Here is a 17,640-nt window from a genome sequence, read left to right as displayed (position 1 = left end):
AAGTTGGTGTGCGCTATCGTCAAACGATGTCTGAAGCAATTCCCGCCCGAGCGGGCAAAGTAAGCGCGCGATTAACCGAATTGGGCTAAGGGCGGCTGGATGAGCGGCCGCAAACGCACCCTTACTGTCTTTGGCACCCGGCCTGAGGCGATCAAGCTATTCCCGCTGGTCCACGCGCTCGAGGCAGATAGGCGCTTCGACAGCCGCGTCTGCGTCAGCGCGCAGCACCGCGGAATGCTCGACCAGGTGCTGCAGATCGCGGGGATCGCGCCCGATCATGACCTCGACTTGATGCAGCCCGACCAGACCCTCGACGGGCTCACCGCGGCGCTGCTCATCGGCCTTGGCCGGGTGATGGATGAAGAGCGGCCCGACTGGGTCGTTGTGCAGGGCGACACCGCCACCGCGATGGCCGGGGCGCTCGCCGCCTACTACCGCAAGATTCCTGTGTGCCACGTCGAGGCGGGGCTGAGGAGCGGCAACATCCATCATCCCTGGCCCGAGGAGGTGAACCGCAAGATCATCGGCACGATCGCCGCGCTGCATTGCGCGCCGACGGAGACTTCGGCGGCGGCGCTGCGGCGCGAGAATGTCGATCCCGCGACCATCCACGTCACCGGCAATACGGTGATCGACGCGCTCCACTGGATCGTTGTGCGGGTCGAGGCCGATCCGGGGCTCGCCGCAGGCCTGGCCGATATCGAGGCGCGATTTGCCGGCAAGCGCATCATCGGGGTCACCAGCCACCGCCGTGAGAACTTCGGCGAAGGAATGGAGGGAATCGCCGGGGCCATCCGCCGCCTCGCCGCACGCGGCGATGTGGCGCTGGTCTTGCCGGTCCATCTCAACCCCAACGTGCGCAAGGTGATGAATGAGCGGCTCGCCGATTTGGACAACGTCGCCCTGATCGAACCGCTCGACTATCCGCACTTCGCGCGGCTGATCGCGATCTCGACCCTGATGCTGACCGACAGCGGCGGCGTTCAAGAGGAGGCGCCCGCGCTCGGCAAGCCGGTGCTGGTCATGCGCGAGACGACAGAGCGGCCCGAAGGGGTCGAGGCGGGAACGGCGAAGCTCGTCGGCACCGATGCCGACCGCATCGTGGCGGAGGCCGAGCGCCTGCTCGACGACGAAGCCGCCTACACGGCCATGGCGCGGGCCCACAACCCCTTCGGAGACGGGCGAAGCGCGGCCCGGATCGCCGATCTGCTCGCGAGCTGATCAGCCAAGGCCGTGATAGGCCCTGAACCACTCCACAAAGCGCGGGAAACCTACTTCGACAGGCGTTGTGGGGGCGAAGCCGAGGTCGGCCTGGATCGCGTCGATATCGGCGTAGGTTTGCGTCACGTCGCCCGGCTGCATCGGCTGCATGTCGAGAACCGCCTTGCGGCCGCAGGCCTTCTCAATCACGCCGATGACGTCGAGCAGTTGCTCGGGACGATTGTTGCCTATGTTGTAGATCGCGTGCGGGGCGAGGCTGCCGCCGGGCTTCTCGCTGCCGTCGTCGGCCGGGGCGTGATCGAGGCTGGCGACGACCCCGCTGACGATGTCATCGATATAGGTGAAGTCGCGCCGCATCTTGCCGTTGTTGAACACCGGGATCGGCTCACCGGCGAGGATCTTCGCGGTGAATATCCACGGCATCATGTCGGGGCGCCCCCACGGGCCGTAGACCGTGAAGAACCTGAGGCCGGTCTGCGGCAGGCGGTAGAGATGGGCGTAGGTCTCGCTCATCAGCTCGTCGGCCTTCTTGGTCGCCGCGTAGAGCGAATAGGGGTGGTCGACGCGATCGGAGACGGAAAACGGCACCTTCTCGTTGCCGCCGTAGACCGAGCTCGAACTGGCATAGACCATGTGCTCGGGCTGCCGCGCACGCGCCAGTTCGAGCATGTTGAGGTGCCCGGCGAGGTTGGCCTCGAGGTAGGCGTGCGGATTCTCCAGCGAATAGCGCACCCCCGGCTGGGCGCCGAGATGGACCACCCGTTCGAATTCGCAATCGGCCAGGCCGCCGCTCAACGCGTCCATCCTGCTGAAATCGAGCTGCCGGAAATCGAAGCGCTCGCCGCCAGCGGCCGCCCTGATCCGGGCCACGCGGTCTTCCTTGAGGCTGACAGGATAATAGTTGTTGAGGTTGTCGATCCCGGTGACCCGGTCGCCGCGCGCCAGCAGGCGCTCGCACACCGCCGCGCCGATGAATCCTGCCGCCCCTGTGACCAGAACTTGCATATGCGCCCTCTAATGCAGCAGCATTACCGGTATCTTTACCGTCCCGCGCCTAGGGGATGCGGCACACGCAATCCAACGGAAAGTCTTCATGCGCGGCGAGAACCTACCGCAAGTCTCGGTCATCGGGCTCGGCTACATCGGCCTACCTATATGTTGAGAAACAGCGACCGATAGACCTCTCGCCATCATTTCCGAGTCAAAGTCATCACTGGGGCCGATGACGATCCTGTCGGCCCTTGAAATTGCCGACCGCCTCATGCGCGCGCGGAGGAAATCCGAGTTTGGGACCTCCGAGACCCCCTTATTCGCAATCGCTGTTCGCGAGGATTCGTTCGAGTTCGTCGACGGGCCACAGTGGCACTCGACTGGGACCACGACAGAATCGTGTCCGGTGTCTTGCCACCCTCATTGCGTCCTCCGTGGTTTTTCGTCCTGAAAGTGCAAGAGAAGAGTTGCCACTTGGAATATGAGAGTCCTCTAGACATCCATCGTCGAAAGTAACCGGTAAAGGGTTGACAATTTGTCCAAACATCCGTTGCAGCCCTTCCATCTCGACGAGAAAGCAACAAGGCCAGTTCATGCAGCGAGCTATAAAAACCCTGACGATCTTCGGAACGCGGCCAGAAGCGATCAAACTCTTTCCGTTATTACACACGCTTGGCGGCGATGGCAGGTTCGCTAGCAGGGTCTGCGTCAGTGCGCAGCATCGTGCAATGCTCGATCAAGTTCTAGAGATTGCTTCAATTGCGCCGGATCACGATCTTGACGTGATGAAGCCGGATCAATCGCTTGATCAACTTACCGCCACGCTGCTTGTCGAACTGGGCCGGGTTATGGATGCGGAAAGCCCTGATTGGGTAATCGTGCAGGGTGACACGGCCACAGCCATGGTCGGAGCTTTGTCGGCCTACTATCGCAAAATTCCTGTTTGCCATGTCGAGGCGGGACTGCGCAGCGGAAATATCCACCACCCCTGGCCGGAAGAGGTAAATCGCAAGATCATTGGAACTATTGCTGCGCTCAACTGCGCCCCAACCGAAACTGCTGCAGCGGCACTGCGGCGCGAAAATGTGAATCCCTCCAGGGTTTATGTGACCGGAAACACCGTCATCGATGCACTTCACTGGATTACGGGTCGGATAGAGCGCGACCCCTCGCTTGCAGCTGGCCTGGCCGACATTGAAGCGCGTTTCAAAGGTAAACGGATAATCGGCATCACGACGCACCGGAGGGAAAACTTCGGCGAGGGCATGGAAAACATCGCCAGCGCAATTCGCCGCTTGGCACAACGAAACGACGTCGCCCTAATCTTTCCCGTTCATCTCAATCCCAACGTCCGCAAGGTCATGAACAACCGGCTGGCTGGGCTCGACAACGTCGCCATGATAGAGCCTCTCGACTATCCCCACTTCGCCCACTTGCTTCGTCTCTCCACGCTGATCCTGACCGACAGCGGGGGCGTTCAGGAAGAGGCGCCAGCGCTCGGCAAGCCCGTCTTAGTAATGCGCTCAACGACGGAACGGCCTGAGGGGGTGGAGGCGGGAACGGCGAAGCTGGTTGGCACTGAGGCGAACGCAATCGTGGCCGAAGCCGAACGGCTGTTGGACGATGTAGTTGCATACGGCGAAATGGCCCGCTCACACAATCCCTTCGGTGACGGTCACGCCGCGCAAAGGATAGCTGATTTGCTTGCAGGAGCCAACTAAGATCTAGCGATGGCCGCGTCCGCTGACCATTGTCTGGATGGTGCGGAAGATGATGAGCAAGTCCAGCGCGGCGGAGAAGCGAGTAATATAATAGAAATCGTGATGAAGTTTGCCGGTCACGTCGGCCACTTCCACCACGTGACCCTGATTGACTTGAGCCCAGCCGGTGATACCCGGCAATACGACATAGCGGTATCGGAAGAACGGTATTTCTCGCTCATACCATTCAGCCAGAATCGCCGCTTCCGGGCGCGGTCCGATCCAGCTCATTTCGCCTTTGAGAATATTGAAAACTTGCGGCAATTCGTCGAGCCGGCTTGCGCGTAACAGGCGTCCAAGCCGCGTGATACGCGGATCGCCATGTTGTGTCTGGGCCGCCAGCTTTGGATCCGTGTGTACGCTCTTGGCGTACATTGTCCTAAACTTGTAGACAGTAAAGGGGCGACCGCGATACCCCACACGAATCTGGCGGAAGATGGCTGGCCCCGAAGAGTCGAGCTTCACAGCCACGGCGACCAGTAGCATCACAGGGAGCAATGGCCCCAGCAGGACAGCGGCCAAAATCCAGTCGATAATTCGTTTGAGGTGGAAATATGCAAGGGTGGGAGTGAGGGATCCGACACTGTTGACCGACAAGTGTTCGAGTTCCACCATACCCGTTAGCGATTCCTTAAGTTGTTTAACATGGTAGGCAGGTAAACCTTGAAGGACGAATTCCGCAATTGCAGCCTCCCAGTGATCCGGGATGTCTGCGCTGAAGTCGGCTACTAAGGCGTCGAGATGAAGGTCGGCGACATCTGTGGGCTCGGTCACGCGATGCCATTTCACGCGCTTGATTTCCGCAATATCATGCAGGTCACCGTAATCGATAATTCCGATGCGATACGTTTTTGTGCGCGACCGAGCTATCGCTACGAAGTAACTCCACGACATGCCCAGCAAGATTCCTGAGATCAGGAGAATGCGGCTGTATTCGAAACGAAGCAGCACCATGGCCACGACAATGCTCGCATAAACAATGCCGAATGCCGGTAGGAGGTATGTGTCGGGCTCCACCCCTGGAAATCCGCGCATGGTGCGCATCACTAACATCGATGAAACGTATGCCAACGTCAGTGCAACGATGGTGTTGATCGCAGTCGCCTGCTCGAGAAAACCGCTCACGAAGGCGGCCCCGACAGCGCTTGGAACCAGCACTGAAAGACATAGACCGCCGAGCAACTCGAATGTGAATCTGGCATAAAATCGGGAAGGGCGCGACGGCTCCCTATCGCGCAGTACAGCGCGAATACTCGTACCCAAATACATGCCCACAAGCTTCTCCTTACGACGACTTAGACGCGACATGGGTACTTGTCCATTGTCGACGGTTACGAGAAATGACGTCACCCCCCGCGGCCTTAAGGGCATGCAGCGTAAGTTTCGGGCGGCTCGGGATTTGCGCTGGTCAAGGAGAGGAGCCTTTGTTAGGGCCGCTCGGTTAGCGGACGTTGACGGTGCCGAAGGCGCCGCGAACCGTACTCGAAGGGTTCCGTGTCACACACTGGCGAGCACGAGAGAGCGCCCCAAGATCTCAAAGGCGGAAAACTGGAGTCGGCATTGCCGATTCCCAGAGGTGCGTCGTCGAGCGGCCTGCATCAACTGATAGAGCGGTTACTCCCGCCAATCGTGCAGCTCTCACTAATCGGCTCCGCAATGATCGTCTCTTACGGCTATCCTCTGCTATTCGGCCTGACGGTGTACGGAACCTTTGTAGGGGCCACCGCACTCACGTTCGTCGTGCAGCGGATTGTCGACCTCATTGCGGAATCAACCCTGGCGGAACGAGATCCTGGCAAGTTGATCCGATCCTCGACAGTAACGGCAGCTTGCGCGCTAGCGGCCCTAGCGGCCGTTCGTAGCTTCGTACCGGGAGCAGCCAACGTTCCGTTCGACCTGCCGCTTTTTATCACGGTCTTCCTCTCAACAGTCGTGCTCAATCTCTGTTTCCAGATCGGCACACCGGTCGCTCAGCTGTCCTATGCCGTCGCTTACGGTGCCATAAACTTCTCCGTCAGCGCGGTATGGTTTCTGAACGGTCGAACCGATTTGGCCCTAGCATTGACCATTACCAATGGTCTTGGAGTGGCAATGGGTCTTGGCCTTCTTGCCTGGCCGAAGTTGCGGAGTCCGCCCGTTCCATTAACGACAGTGGAAGGGACCCGACAGATGTTGCGCCAGCTCCCGTCGCGGTTGATGTTCGCCGGCTTCCAGATTGTGGTAACATATGGAGCCGTTCTGGCGGCATCGTTTCAGCTTACAGATCGGGAATTGGGCGTCTTGCGCCTCTTCACGACTTTTGCAGTGCTCGGCTACACGCTAAGCCCGATCAATTCCAAGGCGCTCTATGGGATTAGCCGCGGCATATCTGGCCCGAGAGACCTGATGGTCAGCATTTCGCCATTTGCTCCCGTTCTCGCCGCTCTAGGCTTCGCGTGGCTATGTGCCGATGTCGCCGTCGCATATTGGGGCGTCGCGAAGGGCAGTCACATATATTATGTGGCTGTCGCGCTCTATCCAACCATATTATTCAGTTCGATTTTCGAGAAGATTCTTATTCATCGCCGCGGCGTCGAGGTAGTGGGAATCGGAGTGGGCGTCTGGTCCGCCGCCATAGCGGGATTCCTCCTTTTCGCGACTTACCTAACCGACTACGCTTATGCTTTACTCGGCGGTATGTCGCTTTACCCCACCTTTCTCGCGACCGTGTTCGCCAGGGACTTTCTTCGTTCGGCCCTCGTCGCGACTTGTCTTACTGGCGTCGGGCTGGCTATCGCGCTTTCCAGTGGCACGGCATTGGCCGTCACCGCCCTTTTAGGCCTTCTTGCGCTAAGCACACTATTCGTGAAAGGCTGGCAATGGATGCAATGACGCTTTATCGCTTCGGCCGCGGCGCATACCTGCGCGGATGGCATCGACTCGCGAAGTCGATCGACCGGGCTAATTACGCCCTGACCCGGTGCGTATTGCCCTCCTCCTGCGCCATTGGGCAGGGCACGCGCCTAGCCTATGGGGGGCTGGTCGTCGTCGTCCATGCTGGCGCCCGCGTCGGTGAGCGCTGCCTTCTAGGCCAGGCCATAACTATCGGTGCAAAGGAAGCATTCGTTGGCCGGAAGCGAAACCTTGCGCCAAGGATAGGCGATGACGTCTACATTGCTTCAGGTGCAAAGGTCCTTGGCGATATTGAGATCGGATCCAATTCGGTCATCGGCGCAAATTCTGTGGTATTGCAGTCTTTTCCTCCATATTCAGTCATTGTAGGGGCCCCAGCCAGGGTCGTTGGAACGACCGAACCTGGATACAAGGCGATTAGATCAAATGCAGATGGCGGCTAGCGACCAGCTCCCCCCCGTCCCGGCGACTCTCGCACCCGTTGTATTGACCAGTCCGGGCGTGAAACCGTTTGGGATTCTCGTCATTGCTTCGTCATTCATGAGTTACGTCCCAGGGGTGAACTTGGGTACGTTAGCGTTCATCGGCGTTTTGGTCTGCACGATGATGTATCTGATCGCTACAGTTCGCCCCGTGATAACGAATGGCCGTACCCTCGCCATGTTGGCCTTTCTCTTCTTTGCGCTGGTGAGTGTTTTCAATCTACTTGGCAACGGCTGGGGTGTCGCCGAATGGGTTCGAGGCGTTGCGCCCTTCACGTTTTTCCTCCTGGCGGTATTCCTTCCTCCACTCACAGCGTTTGATAGGAAATGGTTGAGCGACGCCTTGTTCGTTGCTGGACTATTCTGGCTCGCTCGCATCCTGATTACTGCCATCGTATTGCAGCTTACTGGCCAGGATGTCTTCGGGCAGCGGCTAACTTATCACGTGGTGGACGCAGTTCTCCCCTATCCACTTGTGATGGTGCCGTATCTTTTCTTTTGCGACAGCGGCCTCAAGCAACTTTATCGGTGGCTTCTCGTCCTGGTGATGTTCTATGTCTACATCTGGATCGGATACCGCGCGGGCATGGCCCTGATGTCGGTTCCGATCCTAGTCTACTTTCTTGAACGCATCCGTCACTTCAACTTGTTAGCGATCATCGCGTTAGTCGTGGGTGTCATCGCGTTCTACTACTTCGGCGTCTTTGGGTCATTCCAGTTGACCAACCGCTTCGAACAGTTGAGTTCAGATGCTAACGGCGCCCGCCTGATGGAATGGACGTACGCTTTCGAAAGTTTCAAGGACTCGCCAATCTTCGGCAAGGGAATCGGGTGGCAAGTGCCCGGGTCCGTGACATATTACGGGCTCGAGCAAAATGAAGGGTCGGACGTCGCCTCTGTGGGGTATGTCCACTCTTCGATCGCCTACATGGCAATGACAATGGGGCTGATTGGCTTGGGCCTTTACTTTTACGTGGTCGCCCCGAGGGTATATTTGCGCAAGCTACTGGATGGCGAGTGGTTCGCCTTCCTATCTCTGCTGTTGATCGTGGTCTTCTGTTTTACTCAGGCATCCTATCGGACGATCCAGGTTGTGCTGATGCTGATCTTGCTTGTCAGACTCAATACTCCTGCGCCCGACGTTGCTGAAGAACCGGTGGGCCAGGGCTGATGTGCGGTATTTATGCAGTCGTAGGACGTTTCAGCGATGCCGAAGCGGATACAATGGCTTCCCTGGCCAACCGTCTCCAAGGCCATCGAGGTCCCGACGCCGCGTGCCACGAGGTTGCGACGCTGAGCAATGGGTGGCGAGTGCTCCTTGGCCATCAAAGACTATCAATACTTGATCTGTCTGCCGCCGGGATACAGCCGATGCGTTCGCAAAGCGGCAGTAGTGTGATCATTTTCAATGGCGAAATATACAATTACCTCGAGCTGGCAGACAAGTTGCACCGCCAACGACGGACGGGAACGGACACCGAAGTACTGCTTGAGATGGCCGAACAGCAAGGCCTTGGCCAGACCCTAATGGATGCAAACGGCATGTGGTCTATGGTGTTCGTCCAGGCACTGGCGAACTCCGTCCAAATTTCGCGTGATCGCGCCGCCGAAAAACCTTTGTACGTCTGGCGCTCTGCCGACCGGTTGGTGATAGCGTCGGAAATGAAGACTGTGGCGGCACTTTCCGGATCGCGGTTCAACGTCAATCTGCAGGTCTTGTCGGATTACATCGACCAGGGGCTTCAGGACGTCTCGGGCGGCAGCTGGCTAGATGGTATCGTTCAATTGCCTCCCGCGACCTTATCACGCGTGGAGTTTGGTCAGGATGGACCCTCTCTGGCTACAGAACGTTACTGGATCCCAGGGACCGAGACCGTTGAGACAAGCCGCGCTGAAGCCGAGGTCCGGCTGCGCGAGCTACTGTACGATTCCGTCGCAATTCGTTTGCGCGCGGATGTCCCGGTAGGTCTGACGCTGTCGGGCGGTCTCGATTCGAGCATCCTCGCAGCTCTGATTGCAGAGGTCACCGGCGATCCAACCAGAGTGCACGCGATGTCCTCAGTCTCCCCCGGTGCACAAGGCGATGAATCGGCACATATTGATCGCGTGTGCGAAGCTCTCGGCATAAGCACGCATCGGGTTGATCTCGGAGCCGATCCGGAGACCACTGCGGAACTGCTGGCGGAAGTCACCTGGCATAACGATGCACCGCTAGGAAGCTTCTCGAATGTAGCCTTCTACCGCTTGATGAAGCTGGCCCGGCAGCAGGGCTTGATCGTCTCGCTCAGTGGCCAAGGAGCGGATGAGACGTTTTGCGGCTATCGCAAGTATTTCTTCTGGGCATTGCGCGATGATTTCCGTCGGGCCCGCGTGGGCGCGGCGTTCGGCAACCTGGTTGGTTCGATTGAAGCCGGAACCGTTCTGCGTCAGCTCAATTACAGCGAAGCGAAGCGTTATTTTCCCTGGGCCAATCGCGCGGAATCGGCGCTGAGCGTGCAGGCCAAGGCGTCACGTAAACGTCGGGATGTGTCGCTAGGGAACAAGTCGCTCGCAGAGCGCCAGTATGAGGACATCGCACGCTTTTCCGTCCCTTACCTCACCCACTATGAGGACCGACAGTCAATGGCACATGGCGTGGAGGTGCGCTTGCCCTATCTCGATCACCGCATTATCGAATTCGGCCTTTCCCTACCGACTTCGCTCAAGGTCAACCTCGGATGGACCAAGTCTTTAATGCGTACAGCCTTTGAGGGCGCATTACCGCGTGAAATAATCTGGCGACGCGACAAGCAGGGATTTTCTAACCCACAAGAGCAATGGTTGCGGGGTCCCCTGCGCGCAACCGTCGACCGCTTGATCCGGGGAGATGCAGCGATTTTTGATCGGCAGCTGCTCGATCGGTCCGCCCTCACAAGGCTATGGGACCGGTTCCTCGTCGGCGACCGGGCTGTGGCTCATCGGCAAATTTTCTCTGCCTGGGCTCTCGAAACTTGGATCGCCAAGTTCGACCCCTACCTCAGCTAGGTGGCGATGAGCCCGCTCGCCCGAGTGTTCCAAACTGCACGGACCATGATGCATCTCGGTTTGGACAACGTTGCGCGCGTTGTTCTATACCGGACCCTTCTCAGGCTCCGATTTCATCGGGTGCAAAAATTGCGAGCAACGGCTACCTCTGGCCCCTTTTTTCGCATGCCTGAAGCAATTGGAAATGTGGATGGATCGGAACACGTTCACGACTGGTCACGAGAACTCCGGCTATTCGGGTACCTCCGCTTGGCGATGCCAGCGTCGGGGCCAGATTTTACGTCCAACCCCTTGACAGGCGCCCGGGCCGGCTCCGCTCACACTCCATGGTGGGACATTCCCGATTTCGACCAAGAGGTGGGAGACATCAAGGTGATCTGGGAACTGTCCCGGATGGCTTGGGTCCCGGCGCTCGCTCGCGCAGCGCGCGGAGGCAATGTGTCGGCTTTGGCAACACTCAATGGCTGGCTAGATCGCTGGCTTGCCCAGAACGAGCCGTACTTCGGTGCGAACTGGAAGTGTGGGCAGGAAGCATCGGTTCGCGTAATGCAACTGGCTCAGGCCGCCCTCTTGCTGGGGCAGGCCGAGAGCACTGAAGCCGGTCTGACCGACCTGATCGCAATGCACGCCGAACGAATTGAACCGACGATCGGCTATGCGATTGGCCAGGATAACAACCATGGAACCTCGGAGGCGGCGGCGCTGTTCATCGCCGGAACGATGCCCTCTCTTGCCGGTCATGATCAGGCATCCAAATGGCGCGAAAAGGGAAGGTTCTGGTTGGAGAATCGCGTTGCGCGGCTCGTGGACAGCCAGGGCACGTTTAGCCTCTACTCGACGAATTACCATCGGGTCCTGCTTGACACGCTGTCACTCTCCGAACTCTGGAGAAGGCGCTTCGAGCAACCGGCGTTTTCCAACCGGTTTCAGGAAAGGGCGCGGGCAGCGGTCGAATGGCTACGTGCACAAGTCGATGTCGGTACGGGCGACGTGCCAAACGTGGGCAACAACGACGGCGCACGAATTCTAGACCTGGGGTGCGCCGAATACAGGGACTATCGCCCTTCGGTACAACTTGCATCGATCCTTTTTCTAGGGCGGCCGGCCTTCCCTCTGGGGCCTTGGAACGACGGCCTGACGGCGTTCGGGGTCGTTCCGCAGGGACCCGCTGCTCCGCCGCCTGGCGATTACATGGCCTTAGCGGGGGGGTTCGCGATCCTTCGCCGTGGCCAAGCTTCGGCGCTCATTCGAGTCCCCAGCTATTCGTTCCGGCCGGCGCAGGCGGATGCCCTCCATGTCGACCTGACGGTCGCGGGCCTCAATGTCCTGCGCGACGGGGGGAGTTTCAGCTACATGGCGGAACCGGATCTGGTAGACTACTTTAGCGGTGTGCGCTCGCATAACACTGTCGCCTTCGATTACCACGACCAGATGCCCCGTCTTGGGCGTTTTCTCTTTTGCGACTGGAATCGGATAGGAGGCCTCAACTTCGACATTATCGGACCTGTGGCTCGTTTCGCGGCTAGCTACCGGGATGCCTGGGGGGCTCGGCACGAACGGCGGGTTCAACTGTCGAACCAGGCCCTGGTAGTGGAGGATTGCATAAGCGGCTTTGCCGATAAGGCGATTCTGCGCTGGCGGTTGGCTCCGCGAGATTGGCACCTGGACGGCCGGTCGGTGAAGTCGGGGCGTTTCGCGCTTGCGGTTTTGAGTGAGGTCGAAGCGGTACGATTTGAAGTCGTCGCCGGGCTGGAGTCGCGGCACTACTTCGAAAAGACCCCTCTTCCGGTCCTCGAAGTTGAGTTCGACCGTCCTGCCGAAATTCAGACCCGCGTCACCTGGTAGCGTCACTCTGCAGAGGTATCGGCTATTCGGCGGACTCCTTGAGCAATTTGCTCGCTGATCGCGTCGCGTCGGAACTTTGCGACAAAAACGGTCCGATCGAGGTTGGGCGATTCCTCCGTCAAACCCTTCACTGCAGTGACGAGGCCTTCCACGTCCCGCGGTTCAAACACGGTAGCGTCGGGCAGATGTTCGCGCAGGAATTGCACGGAATATCCAGCTACTCCGGCTATGATGGGTTTCCCCAGCGCGCCATATTCGAAAATTTTCGACGGCAAGACCTTCAGAAAGGCATCGTAAGCGTTGAGATGGACCAGAAGGGCGTCGCAGCTCTCGTAGACCTCGAGCAGTCGATGGCGCGGAACTGGAGGTTGCAACAAGACATTTTGCACTCCGGCCAGTGCGCAATTGCGTTCGAGAGCGGGCCGGCGGGCACCTTCGCCGTAGATTGAAAAGATCGCCTGCCCTTCAAGCCTTCGCGCGGCCGCCGGAATGATGTGTTCCAGGCCTTGGCCTTCGCCAATGTTACCCGCGTAGACGATATTTGCTGGAATGGATTTCCGCCCTTGGGTTCTGACGGGAGCGCCGACAAAATAATCATCGATGCCATTAGTGAGAAAGGTGAAGTGCTCGCCTGGGTAACGATTGCGGAAATAGTCCTCGAACCCCTGAGATACGAGGTTGATCGTCGTAGCGCGTGAAATTGCGAACCTTTCGAGCAGGGTCGCAAACGGGCGAACCAGGAAAAACGCGCGCCGGGTAAGAACATCTTTGAGCGTATCCACAAAAATGTCTCGAACGTCGAGGTACAGCGGCCGCCGTTTCCATGTAGCTATTACCGCGCCGAGTACTCCGGTGAAGAGGCGAGAACTCGTTGCAAACACCACGTCATAATCCTGCCTGTGAACGTACCGCAGGGCTCCGACCGCGTAATCGAGGTAACTTCTGGCTTGAGAGAACATTGAACCGTCGTGTGACCGCACGGGTACGCGATGGATCGTTACACGACCTAGCACTTGATGGTTCGGGGCGCTGGCCGTGTGAGAAGCGTAGCGATGCGGTTGCGCGGTGACGACGTGCACCTCGTCGGCCCGGCCTAGGGCCGCGGCGAGCGCTTCGCAGCGGAATGAGCCAGCCGAAAGGTCGGGTGGAAAATAAGCGGTAAGTAGCAGAATCTTCATAGCAAAACCGGAGGAGGCGTTACTCGGACGCTTGGGAAACTCGTATTTCGACGATCTTGCCCTCAAAAGCAGCTGACGTTTCGCTAGCACGCACCGTGAGACGCACGAACTGGGCTGGGCAGCCGGCCCCCACGGTGAATGCAGTTTGGACAACTCGCTCGTTGTCGCGCGGTATCTCTAGTTCAGTCAGCGTCCTGTTGGCTGGAGGCGCGCAGTCGACCACCCATTTCGCCGTTCCCCCTCCTACGCGCCCGCGCGTCTCCAACTCGTACCGCCCTGGCCGCAGAAGCACGAGTTGTCCAAGCGCCACACCGCCCGCGGTACTGCTGCCATAAAGTTCCACACCATTGTCTGCCGGTCGCGCGCCGAATAGCCCGTTTGAAACATACAACCAGGAAAACGGAGTGATGCCTTCTGCTCGAGCGAAGGAAGGATCACGCAAAAAGCCAGTGGTTGACGCTAGCGCCGGGTCGCGTTCGGTGGCGTAGTCTAGAGCGAGGTGGTAATGGTGTTCGGCTATGAGCAGGTCCACCAACGACTGGGGCAGATCCTTTCCCGGTGGCGAAGCGATGGCGATGCCACGCAGGGCGGCAGTTAAGGGTTCCGTCGCCAGACGGCGGCTGACAGCAAAATCCACGAATGCCGGTAGCCAATTGGGCTGCCTTTCGAAGAGACGGGCAATCGCCCGCTCATTGGCGGGCTTTGTTAGGAGCGATGCCAGTAGAGGGAATAGCACAGTCTGTCCGCTGGCCGACGAGCGCAACGCGAGGTCGATCCGGGCCAATTCTTCCTCGATTTGTCCGGCCTTGTGGGCTTGCTCTATGAACCAGGTATTAGTCAGCAAGTCGCGGCGAGAGAGGCTATCGGCATAGGCCATGATTTCAGCCTGCTGCCGTGGCTCCGTGGTCACAAGCGCCAGCGACCTTGCCGCGTGGACCATGAGGGGAGAGCGGCGCAGGGCCGCAGCGGCTTCCGATCGGATGAGTTGGTTCTGCTTGCCGATCATCCCGCCCTGCACCAAGGCGTCGGCGAAGCGATCATGCGAACTGGCAAAGAAAGGCATCAGCGCGGCAACCACGTTCGGCGCTCGCGAAACGATCGCCGTTCCGAGGCTGATGCCGGTCACGGTAGTGACCATTGCGACCGCCAACATCCATATGAGCGCAACTCGAATTAGCTCGCCGGTTCGCCATCTCCGGCGTTTGGCGTCAGGCATTTGACCTCTTCGTTCCTTCGCGATTCTCCGCGCCATAGCCGTATCCATAGTCGTAGCTGTAGATCACCCGGTTCATCTGGAACCGGGTCAGAAGGCCGCCAAAGATGTGGGCATGGGCATCGCGCAGTCGATCGAGGGCGACGCGCACCTTGTTGAACCGCGAACCGTTTGCCTCGACAACGAAGACCACGCCTTCGACCGCCCGGGAAATTAGCGGAGCATCGGCGAGGCCAAGAACTGGGGGCGAGTCAACGATTACGTGGTCGTACTGCGCCATGGCCAACTTCAACAGGGCGGCGAAGCGCGGTCCGGCGAGCAAGTCGCCCGCGTTCGGAGGAATGGGCCCACTGGTAAGAGCCGATATGTTTGGACGCGCAAGTTTGACCACTGACGATAGATCGTCGTCGCCAGCGAGGTAGTCCGCGAGACCTCGTTCGTTGGCAATGCCGAGGCGCGAATGCACGCTGGGGGATCGCATGTCCGCGTCGATGATTAGAACGCTTGCTCCAGCCTGTACCAGTGAAATCGCTAGAGCGAGGCTCGTCGTGGACTTGCCCTCGCCTGCGCGTGCGCTGGTGACGGAAAATGTTCGCGGCACGCCGTGATCTGAAGCCAGTCGCAAACTCGTGAGCGCGGTAAGATAGGCTTCGGCGGTTTGCGACTTGCGATCCAGCAACTCGTCGATCGAGACTTGGTCGGGCAGGTCGGGGATGACCCCCAAGGTGGGCAACGAAAGGACGCGTGGCAGGTCGGAAGGATCGTTGACCGCCTGGTCGATCTGTTCGAGCGCAAAGACCGCGATGCCAGCAAACATAAGGCCAGCCATGATAGCCAACGCAACGTTCATGCCAAGATTAGGCGAAGAAGGCTGCTCTGGCACTTCTGCAGGGTCGACAACGATAACGTTGTTGGCACCGACGCCCGCGGCGGCTCCGATTTCCTTATAACGCTGGAGAAGGCCATTGTAGAGATCGCGATTGGTGTCGACCTCGCGCTGATAGATGTTATACTGGATACTCCGCCCACGCAGGTCGAGGACGCTCGTCTTGAGCTGGTCGACCTTGGCCTGAAGCTCGCTTTCGCGCTGGGCAGCTTCGGCATATGCGGAACGCAGGCTTGAAACCACCCGCCCTTCTTCACGCGCGATAGACTTGTCAAGTTCAGCAATCTGATCTGCGGCCGCCTTCGCCTCCGGAAAGGACGGTTCGTACTGCACCAATAATCTCGAGTATTCGGCCGCAAGCTCGGCGCGCTTTTCGCGCAGGGCCGCGATTGCGTTGTTGCTGAGCGATTCCGCGCTCACACCGTTGGCGCGAGCGGCGGATAGACGAGCTTGCGCTTGAATCCGGTCGGCCTTCGCCTCGGCGAGCGCGCGATTCATGGCCACCAGATCGTCGGTCACTATCGGACGCTCCTGCCGTGTTCCTTCGGCACCAGTTCCTTCATTCGAAGTGACGTTGATGATGCGCTGAGCAGTTGCGTATTGTACCAGTTGTCGCTCCGAATCCTCAAGTTTCTCGCGCACCTGTTCGAGGCGCCCTTCAAGGAATTTCCGCGCATAGGCAGTGGCTTCGTATCGGCGGGCCATGTTGCTGTCGACGAACTGCTGGGTCCATGCATTAGCAATCTTAGCCGAAAGCTGCGGATCGGGACTGGAAAAGCTCACATCAACCAGGCTCGATCCCCTGTTGGGATCGACGCTGATGCCGGAAAGCAGGATATCCACTGCTTTGCGACGACGCGTGGTCATCGAGTTGCCGTCGCTTTCGGGGTTTACATCAAATAAGGCGAAGAACTGGTCGTTTTGGGCAAGCTTGAAGCGGTCGACGACCCCTTCGGCAAGCGTACGAGCGCGAAGCAGCAAATATTGCGTTTGATAGAACTCCTGGTCCACGCCGGTTGGCTCCTGTCGAACGTCTTGGACGTCGACAATCTTGTCCTGCTGCCGTGAAATCTCGAGCGAAGCGGTAGCCGTGTAAGTTCGCGTCATCGCTACGGTGACAACTAGTCCTAAAATAGCTGCCGCGGCGACGATCGCCGCGACCAGCCATTTGCGGCGCTCGAATACGCGCCAGTAGACAACGAGCTGCGGAAGCTGAAACGCTCCGAACTTTGTTGAACCCTCAATCGGAACTTGCGACGCCGGGACCGGCGCTTCGGGCTGCGTAACGGGCCGGAACAAAGCCATCAAATCACCTTGTAAACAAATAGACGAGGGGTGTTACGATTGCGGGCGCAAGTTGCCCCACGATACGAAGTACTTCGCGCGACGCGCTTTCGCCAACTACCACGACGTCATTGGGATAAATTCGCGGGTCGTCGTAAACGCCTCGCTGGATTGAATTGACATTATAGAGCGCGGCCATCCGCTGCCCGTCGACATTGCGGAACACCACGACATGTTTGAAATCGGTCAATTCTGTGGAACCCTTCGCAGCCGCAACGGCGCGCATGAGCGTCATCTCCGGCTGTACCGGATAATTACCCGGCTCGCGCACTGCGCCGGTCACGGTAACGATCTGGCTTGAAATCTCGATCATATTCACCGCGACATCAGGTTTCCGAACGCCAGCCGCGCGAAGGCTTGAGGTGATCTGCGCAGACAACTCAGCGGGCGTCCGCCCCGCTGCCTCCAGCGATCCCACCAGCGGAATAGCGATGCCGCCTCCGGCATCGACCTGGATTTTGTCGTTGCTCAGTTTTGGCAAATTGTAGACCTGAATGCTCAATGTATCGTAGGGACCGATACGATAGGGCCCCTCGCTCCCGGTTGTGTCGCCGACCGTTGGAGCGGGAAGTTCGCTGCTCTCCGCTACCTTCAGGCCGGGCCCTTCTACTAGGGCCGGGTTGTGCGCGCAGGCCGACAAGACTAAGCACACCAAGCTGGCCCCGGCCAGCGTTACGAACAGCTTCACTCTAGCGGATCCTTTCACCGGCTTAGATGCAGCCTGCGCCGCCGGATTTCTCAAATAAGCGCGGGCCATTAGCGCTCACGCCTTCGGGGGTAAAGGCAAAATCACGCGATGTCTGCG

At 58.9% G+C, this 17,640-nt stretch carries 13 protein-coding genes; 7 read left to right on the top strand and 6 right to left on the bottom strand.

The annotated features are described in order from the left end of the window. Nucleotides 1-99: 99 nt before the first annotated feature. Entirely contained in the window at nucleotides 100-1,221 is a 1,122-nt protein-coding gene (wecB, locus tag Q7I88_RS02865; RefSeq protein WP_305097528.1) for a non-hydrolyzing UDP-N-acetylglucosamine 2-epimerase, read from the top strand. Here wecB (Q7I88_RS02865) and Q7I88_RS02860 read toward each other — a convergent pair whose 3' ends face one another. Then, nucleotides 1,222-2,226 carry an NAD-dependent epimerase/dehydratase family protein gene (locus Q7I88_RS02860; protein WP_305097527.1) on the bottom strand — a complete coding sequence of 335 codons (1,005 nt, stop codon included), beginning with the start codon at nucleotides 2,224-2,226 and terminating at the stop codon, nucleotides 1,222-1,224. It lies immediately after the preceding gene. Between the two features lie 578 nt (nucleotides 2,227-2,804). Between Q7I88_RS02860 and wecB (Q7I88_RS02855) the strand changes: the two genes are divergently transcribed. Next, a complete protein-coding gene (wecB, locus tag Q7I88_RS02855) occupies nucleotides 2,805-3,932 on the top strand; it encodes a non-hydrolyzing UDP-N-acetylglucosamine 2-epimerase (RefSeq protein WP_305097526.1) in 1,128 nt (375 codons plus the stop codon). Nucleotides 3,933-3,935: 3 nt separating this feature from the next. Here wecB (Q7I88_RS02855) and Q7I88_RS02850 read toward each other — a convergent pair whose 3' ends face one another. Then, nucleotides 3,936-5,240, bottom strand: coding sequence for a sugar transferase (locus Q7I88_RS02850; RefSeq protein ID WP_305098548.1), 1,305 nt, complete (start codon nucleotides 5,238-5,240; stop codon nucleotides 3,936-3,938). 387 nt (nucleotides 5,241-5,627) lie between these two features. On the opposite strand from Q7I88_RS02850, the gene Q7I88_RS02845 reads away from it, so the two are divergent. The 5 genes from Q7I88_RS02845 (at nucleotide 5,628) to Q7I88_RS02830 (ending at nucleotide 12,214) form a co-directional block, all read left to right on the top strand. After that, on the top strand, nucleotides 5,628-6,842 hold the full coding sequence (locus Q7I88_RS02845) for a hypothetical protein (protein WP_305097525.1): 1,215 nt from the start codon (nucleotides 5,628-5,630) through the stop codon (nucleotides 6,840-6,842). Next, nucleotides 6,830-7,306: a serine O-acetyltransferase gene (locus Q7I88_RS16530; RefSeq protein WP_369426114.1), complete on the top strand. Its 477-nt coding sequence runs from the start codon at nucleotides 6,830-6,832 to the stop codon at nucleotides 7,304-7,306. Before Q7I88_RS02845 ends, Q7I88_RS16530 begins: the two co-directional genes overlap by 13 nt. Further along, nucleotides 7,290-8,516, top strand: coding sequence for an O-antigen ligase family protein (locus Q7I88_RS02840; protein ID WP_305097524.1), 1,227 nt, complete (start codon nucleotides 7,290-7,292; stop codon nucleotides 8,514-8,516). The genes Q7I88_RS16530 and Q7I88_RS02840 overlap by 17 nt, the downstream gene beginning before the upstream one ends. Further along, a complete protein-coding gene (gene asnB, locus Q7I88_RS02835) occupies nucleotides 8,516-10,369 on the top strand; it encodes an asparagine synthase (glutamine-hydrolyzing) (protein ID WP_369426112.1) in 1,854 nt (617 codons plus the stop codon). The genes Q7I88_RS02840 and asnB overlap by 1 nt, the downstream gene beginning before the upstream one ends. 357 nt (nucleotides 10,370-10,726) lie before the next feature. Continuing rightward, nucleotides 10,727-12,214 carry a heparinase II/III domain-containing protein gene (locus tag Q7I88_RS02830; protein ID WP_305097522.1) on the top strand — a complete coding sequence of 496 codons (1,488 nt, stop codon included), beginning with the start codon at nucleotides 10,727-10,729 and terminating at the stop codon, nucleotides 12,212-12,214. 2 nt (nucleotides 12,215-12,216) lie between these two features. On the opposite strand, the gene Q7I88_RS02825 is transcribed toward Q7I88_RS02830, so the two are convergent. The 4 genes from Q7I88_RS02825 to Q7I88_RS02810 all read right to left on the bottom strand — a co-directional run bounded on the left by Q7I88_RS02825 (nucleotide 12,217) and on the right by Q7I88_RS02810 (nucleotide 17,523). Continuing rightward, entirely contained in the window at nucleotides 12,217-13,392 is a 1,176-nt protein-coding gene (locus Q7I88_RS02825) for a glycosyltransferase family 4 protein (RefSeq protein ID WP_305097521.1), read from the bottom strand. Nucleotides 13,393-13,411: 19 nt separating this feature from the next. Next, entirely contained in the window at nucleotides 13,412-14,518 is a 1,107-nt protein-coding gene (locus Q7I88_RS02820; protein ID WP_305097520.1) for a hypothetical protein, read from the bottom strand. A gap of 82 nt (nucleotides 14,519-14,600) precedes the next feature. Next, nucleotides 14,601-16,796, bottom strand: coding sequence for a GumC family protein (locus Q7I88_RS02815; RefSeq protein ID WP_305097519.1), 2,196 nt, complete (start codon nucleotides 16,794-16,796; stop codon nucleotides 14,601-14,603). A 4-nt stretch (nucleotides 16,797-16,800) separates the two neighbouring features. Further along, complete coding sequence (locus Q7I88_RS02810) at nucleotides 16,801-17,523, bottom strand: polysaccharide biosynthesis/export family protein (protein ID WP_305097518.1); 723 nt, start codon at nucleotides 17,521-17,523, stop codon at nucleotides 16,801-16,803. Nucleotides 17,524-17,640: the final 117 nt, after the last annotated feature.

It is taken from the genome of Croceibacterium aestuarii, from assembly GCF_030657335.1.
GTDB classification, from domain to species: domain Bacteria; phylum Pseudomonadota; class Alphaproteobacteria; order Sphingomonadales; family Sphingomonadaceae; genus Croceibacterium_B; species Croceibacterium_B aestuarii.
This window is presented reverse-complemented; position numbering and strand designations above follow the sequence as displayed.

Bases quoted from the DNA above. Each gene is read 5' to 3' on its own strand.
- wecB (WP_305097528.1), top strand. From the start codon at position 100: ATGAGCGGCCGCAAACGCACCCTTACTGTCTTTGGCACCCGGCCTGAG.
- Q7I88_RS02860 (WP_305097527.1), bottom strand. From the start codon at position 2,226: ATGCAAGTTCTGGTCACAGGGGCGGCAGGATTCATCGGCGCGGCGGTG.
- wecB (WP_305097526.1), top strand. From the start codon at position 2,805: ATGCAGCGAGCTATAAAAACCCTGACGATCTTCGGAACGCGGCCAGAA.
- Q7I88_RS02850 (WP_305098548.1), bottom strand. From the start codon at position 5,240: ATGTATTTGGGTACGAGTATTCGCGCTGTACTGCGCGATAGGGAGCCG.
- Q7I88_RS02845 (WP_305097525.1), top strand. From the start codon at position 5,628: ATGATCGTCTCTTACGGCTATCCTCTGCTATTCGGCCTGACGGTGTAC.
- Q7I88_RS16530 (WP_369426114.1), top strand. From the start codon at position 6,830: ATGGATGCAATGACGCTTTATCGCTTCGGCCGCGGCGCATACCTGCGC.
- Q7I88_RS02840 (WP_305097524.1), top strand. From the start codon at position 7,290: ATGCAGATGGCGGCTAGCGACCAGCTCCCCCCCGTCCCGGCGACTCTC.
- asnB (WP_369426112.1), top strand. From the start codon at position 8,516: ATGTGCGGTATTTATGCAGTCGTAGGACGTTTCAGCGATGCCGAAGCG.
- Q7I88_RS02825 (WP_305097521.1), bottom strand. From the start codon at position 13,392: ATGAAGATTCTGCTACTTACCGCTTATTTTCCACCCGACCTTTCGGCT.
- Q7I88_RS02815 (WP_305097519.1), bottom strand. From the start codon at position 16,796: ATGGCTTTGTTCCGGCCCGTTACGCAGCCCGAAGCGCCGGTCCCGGCG.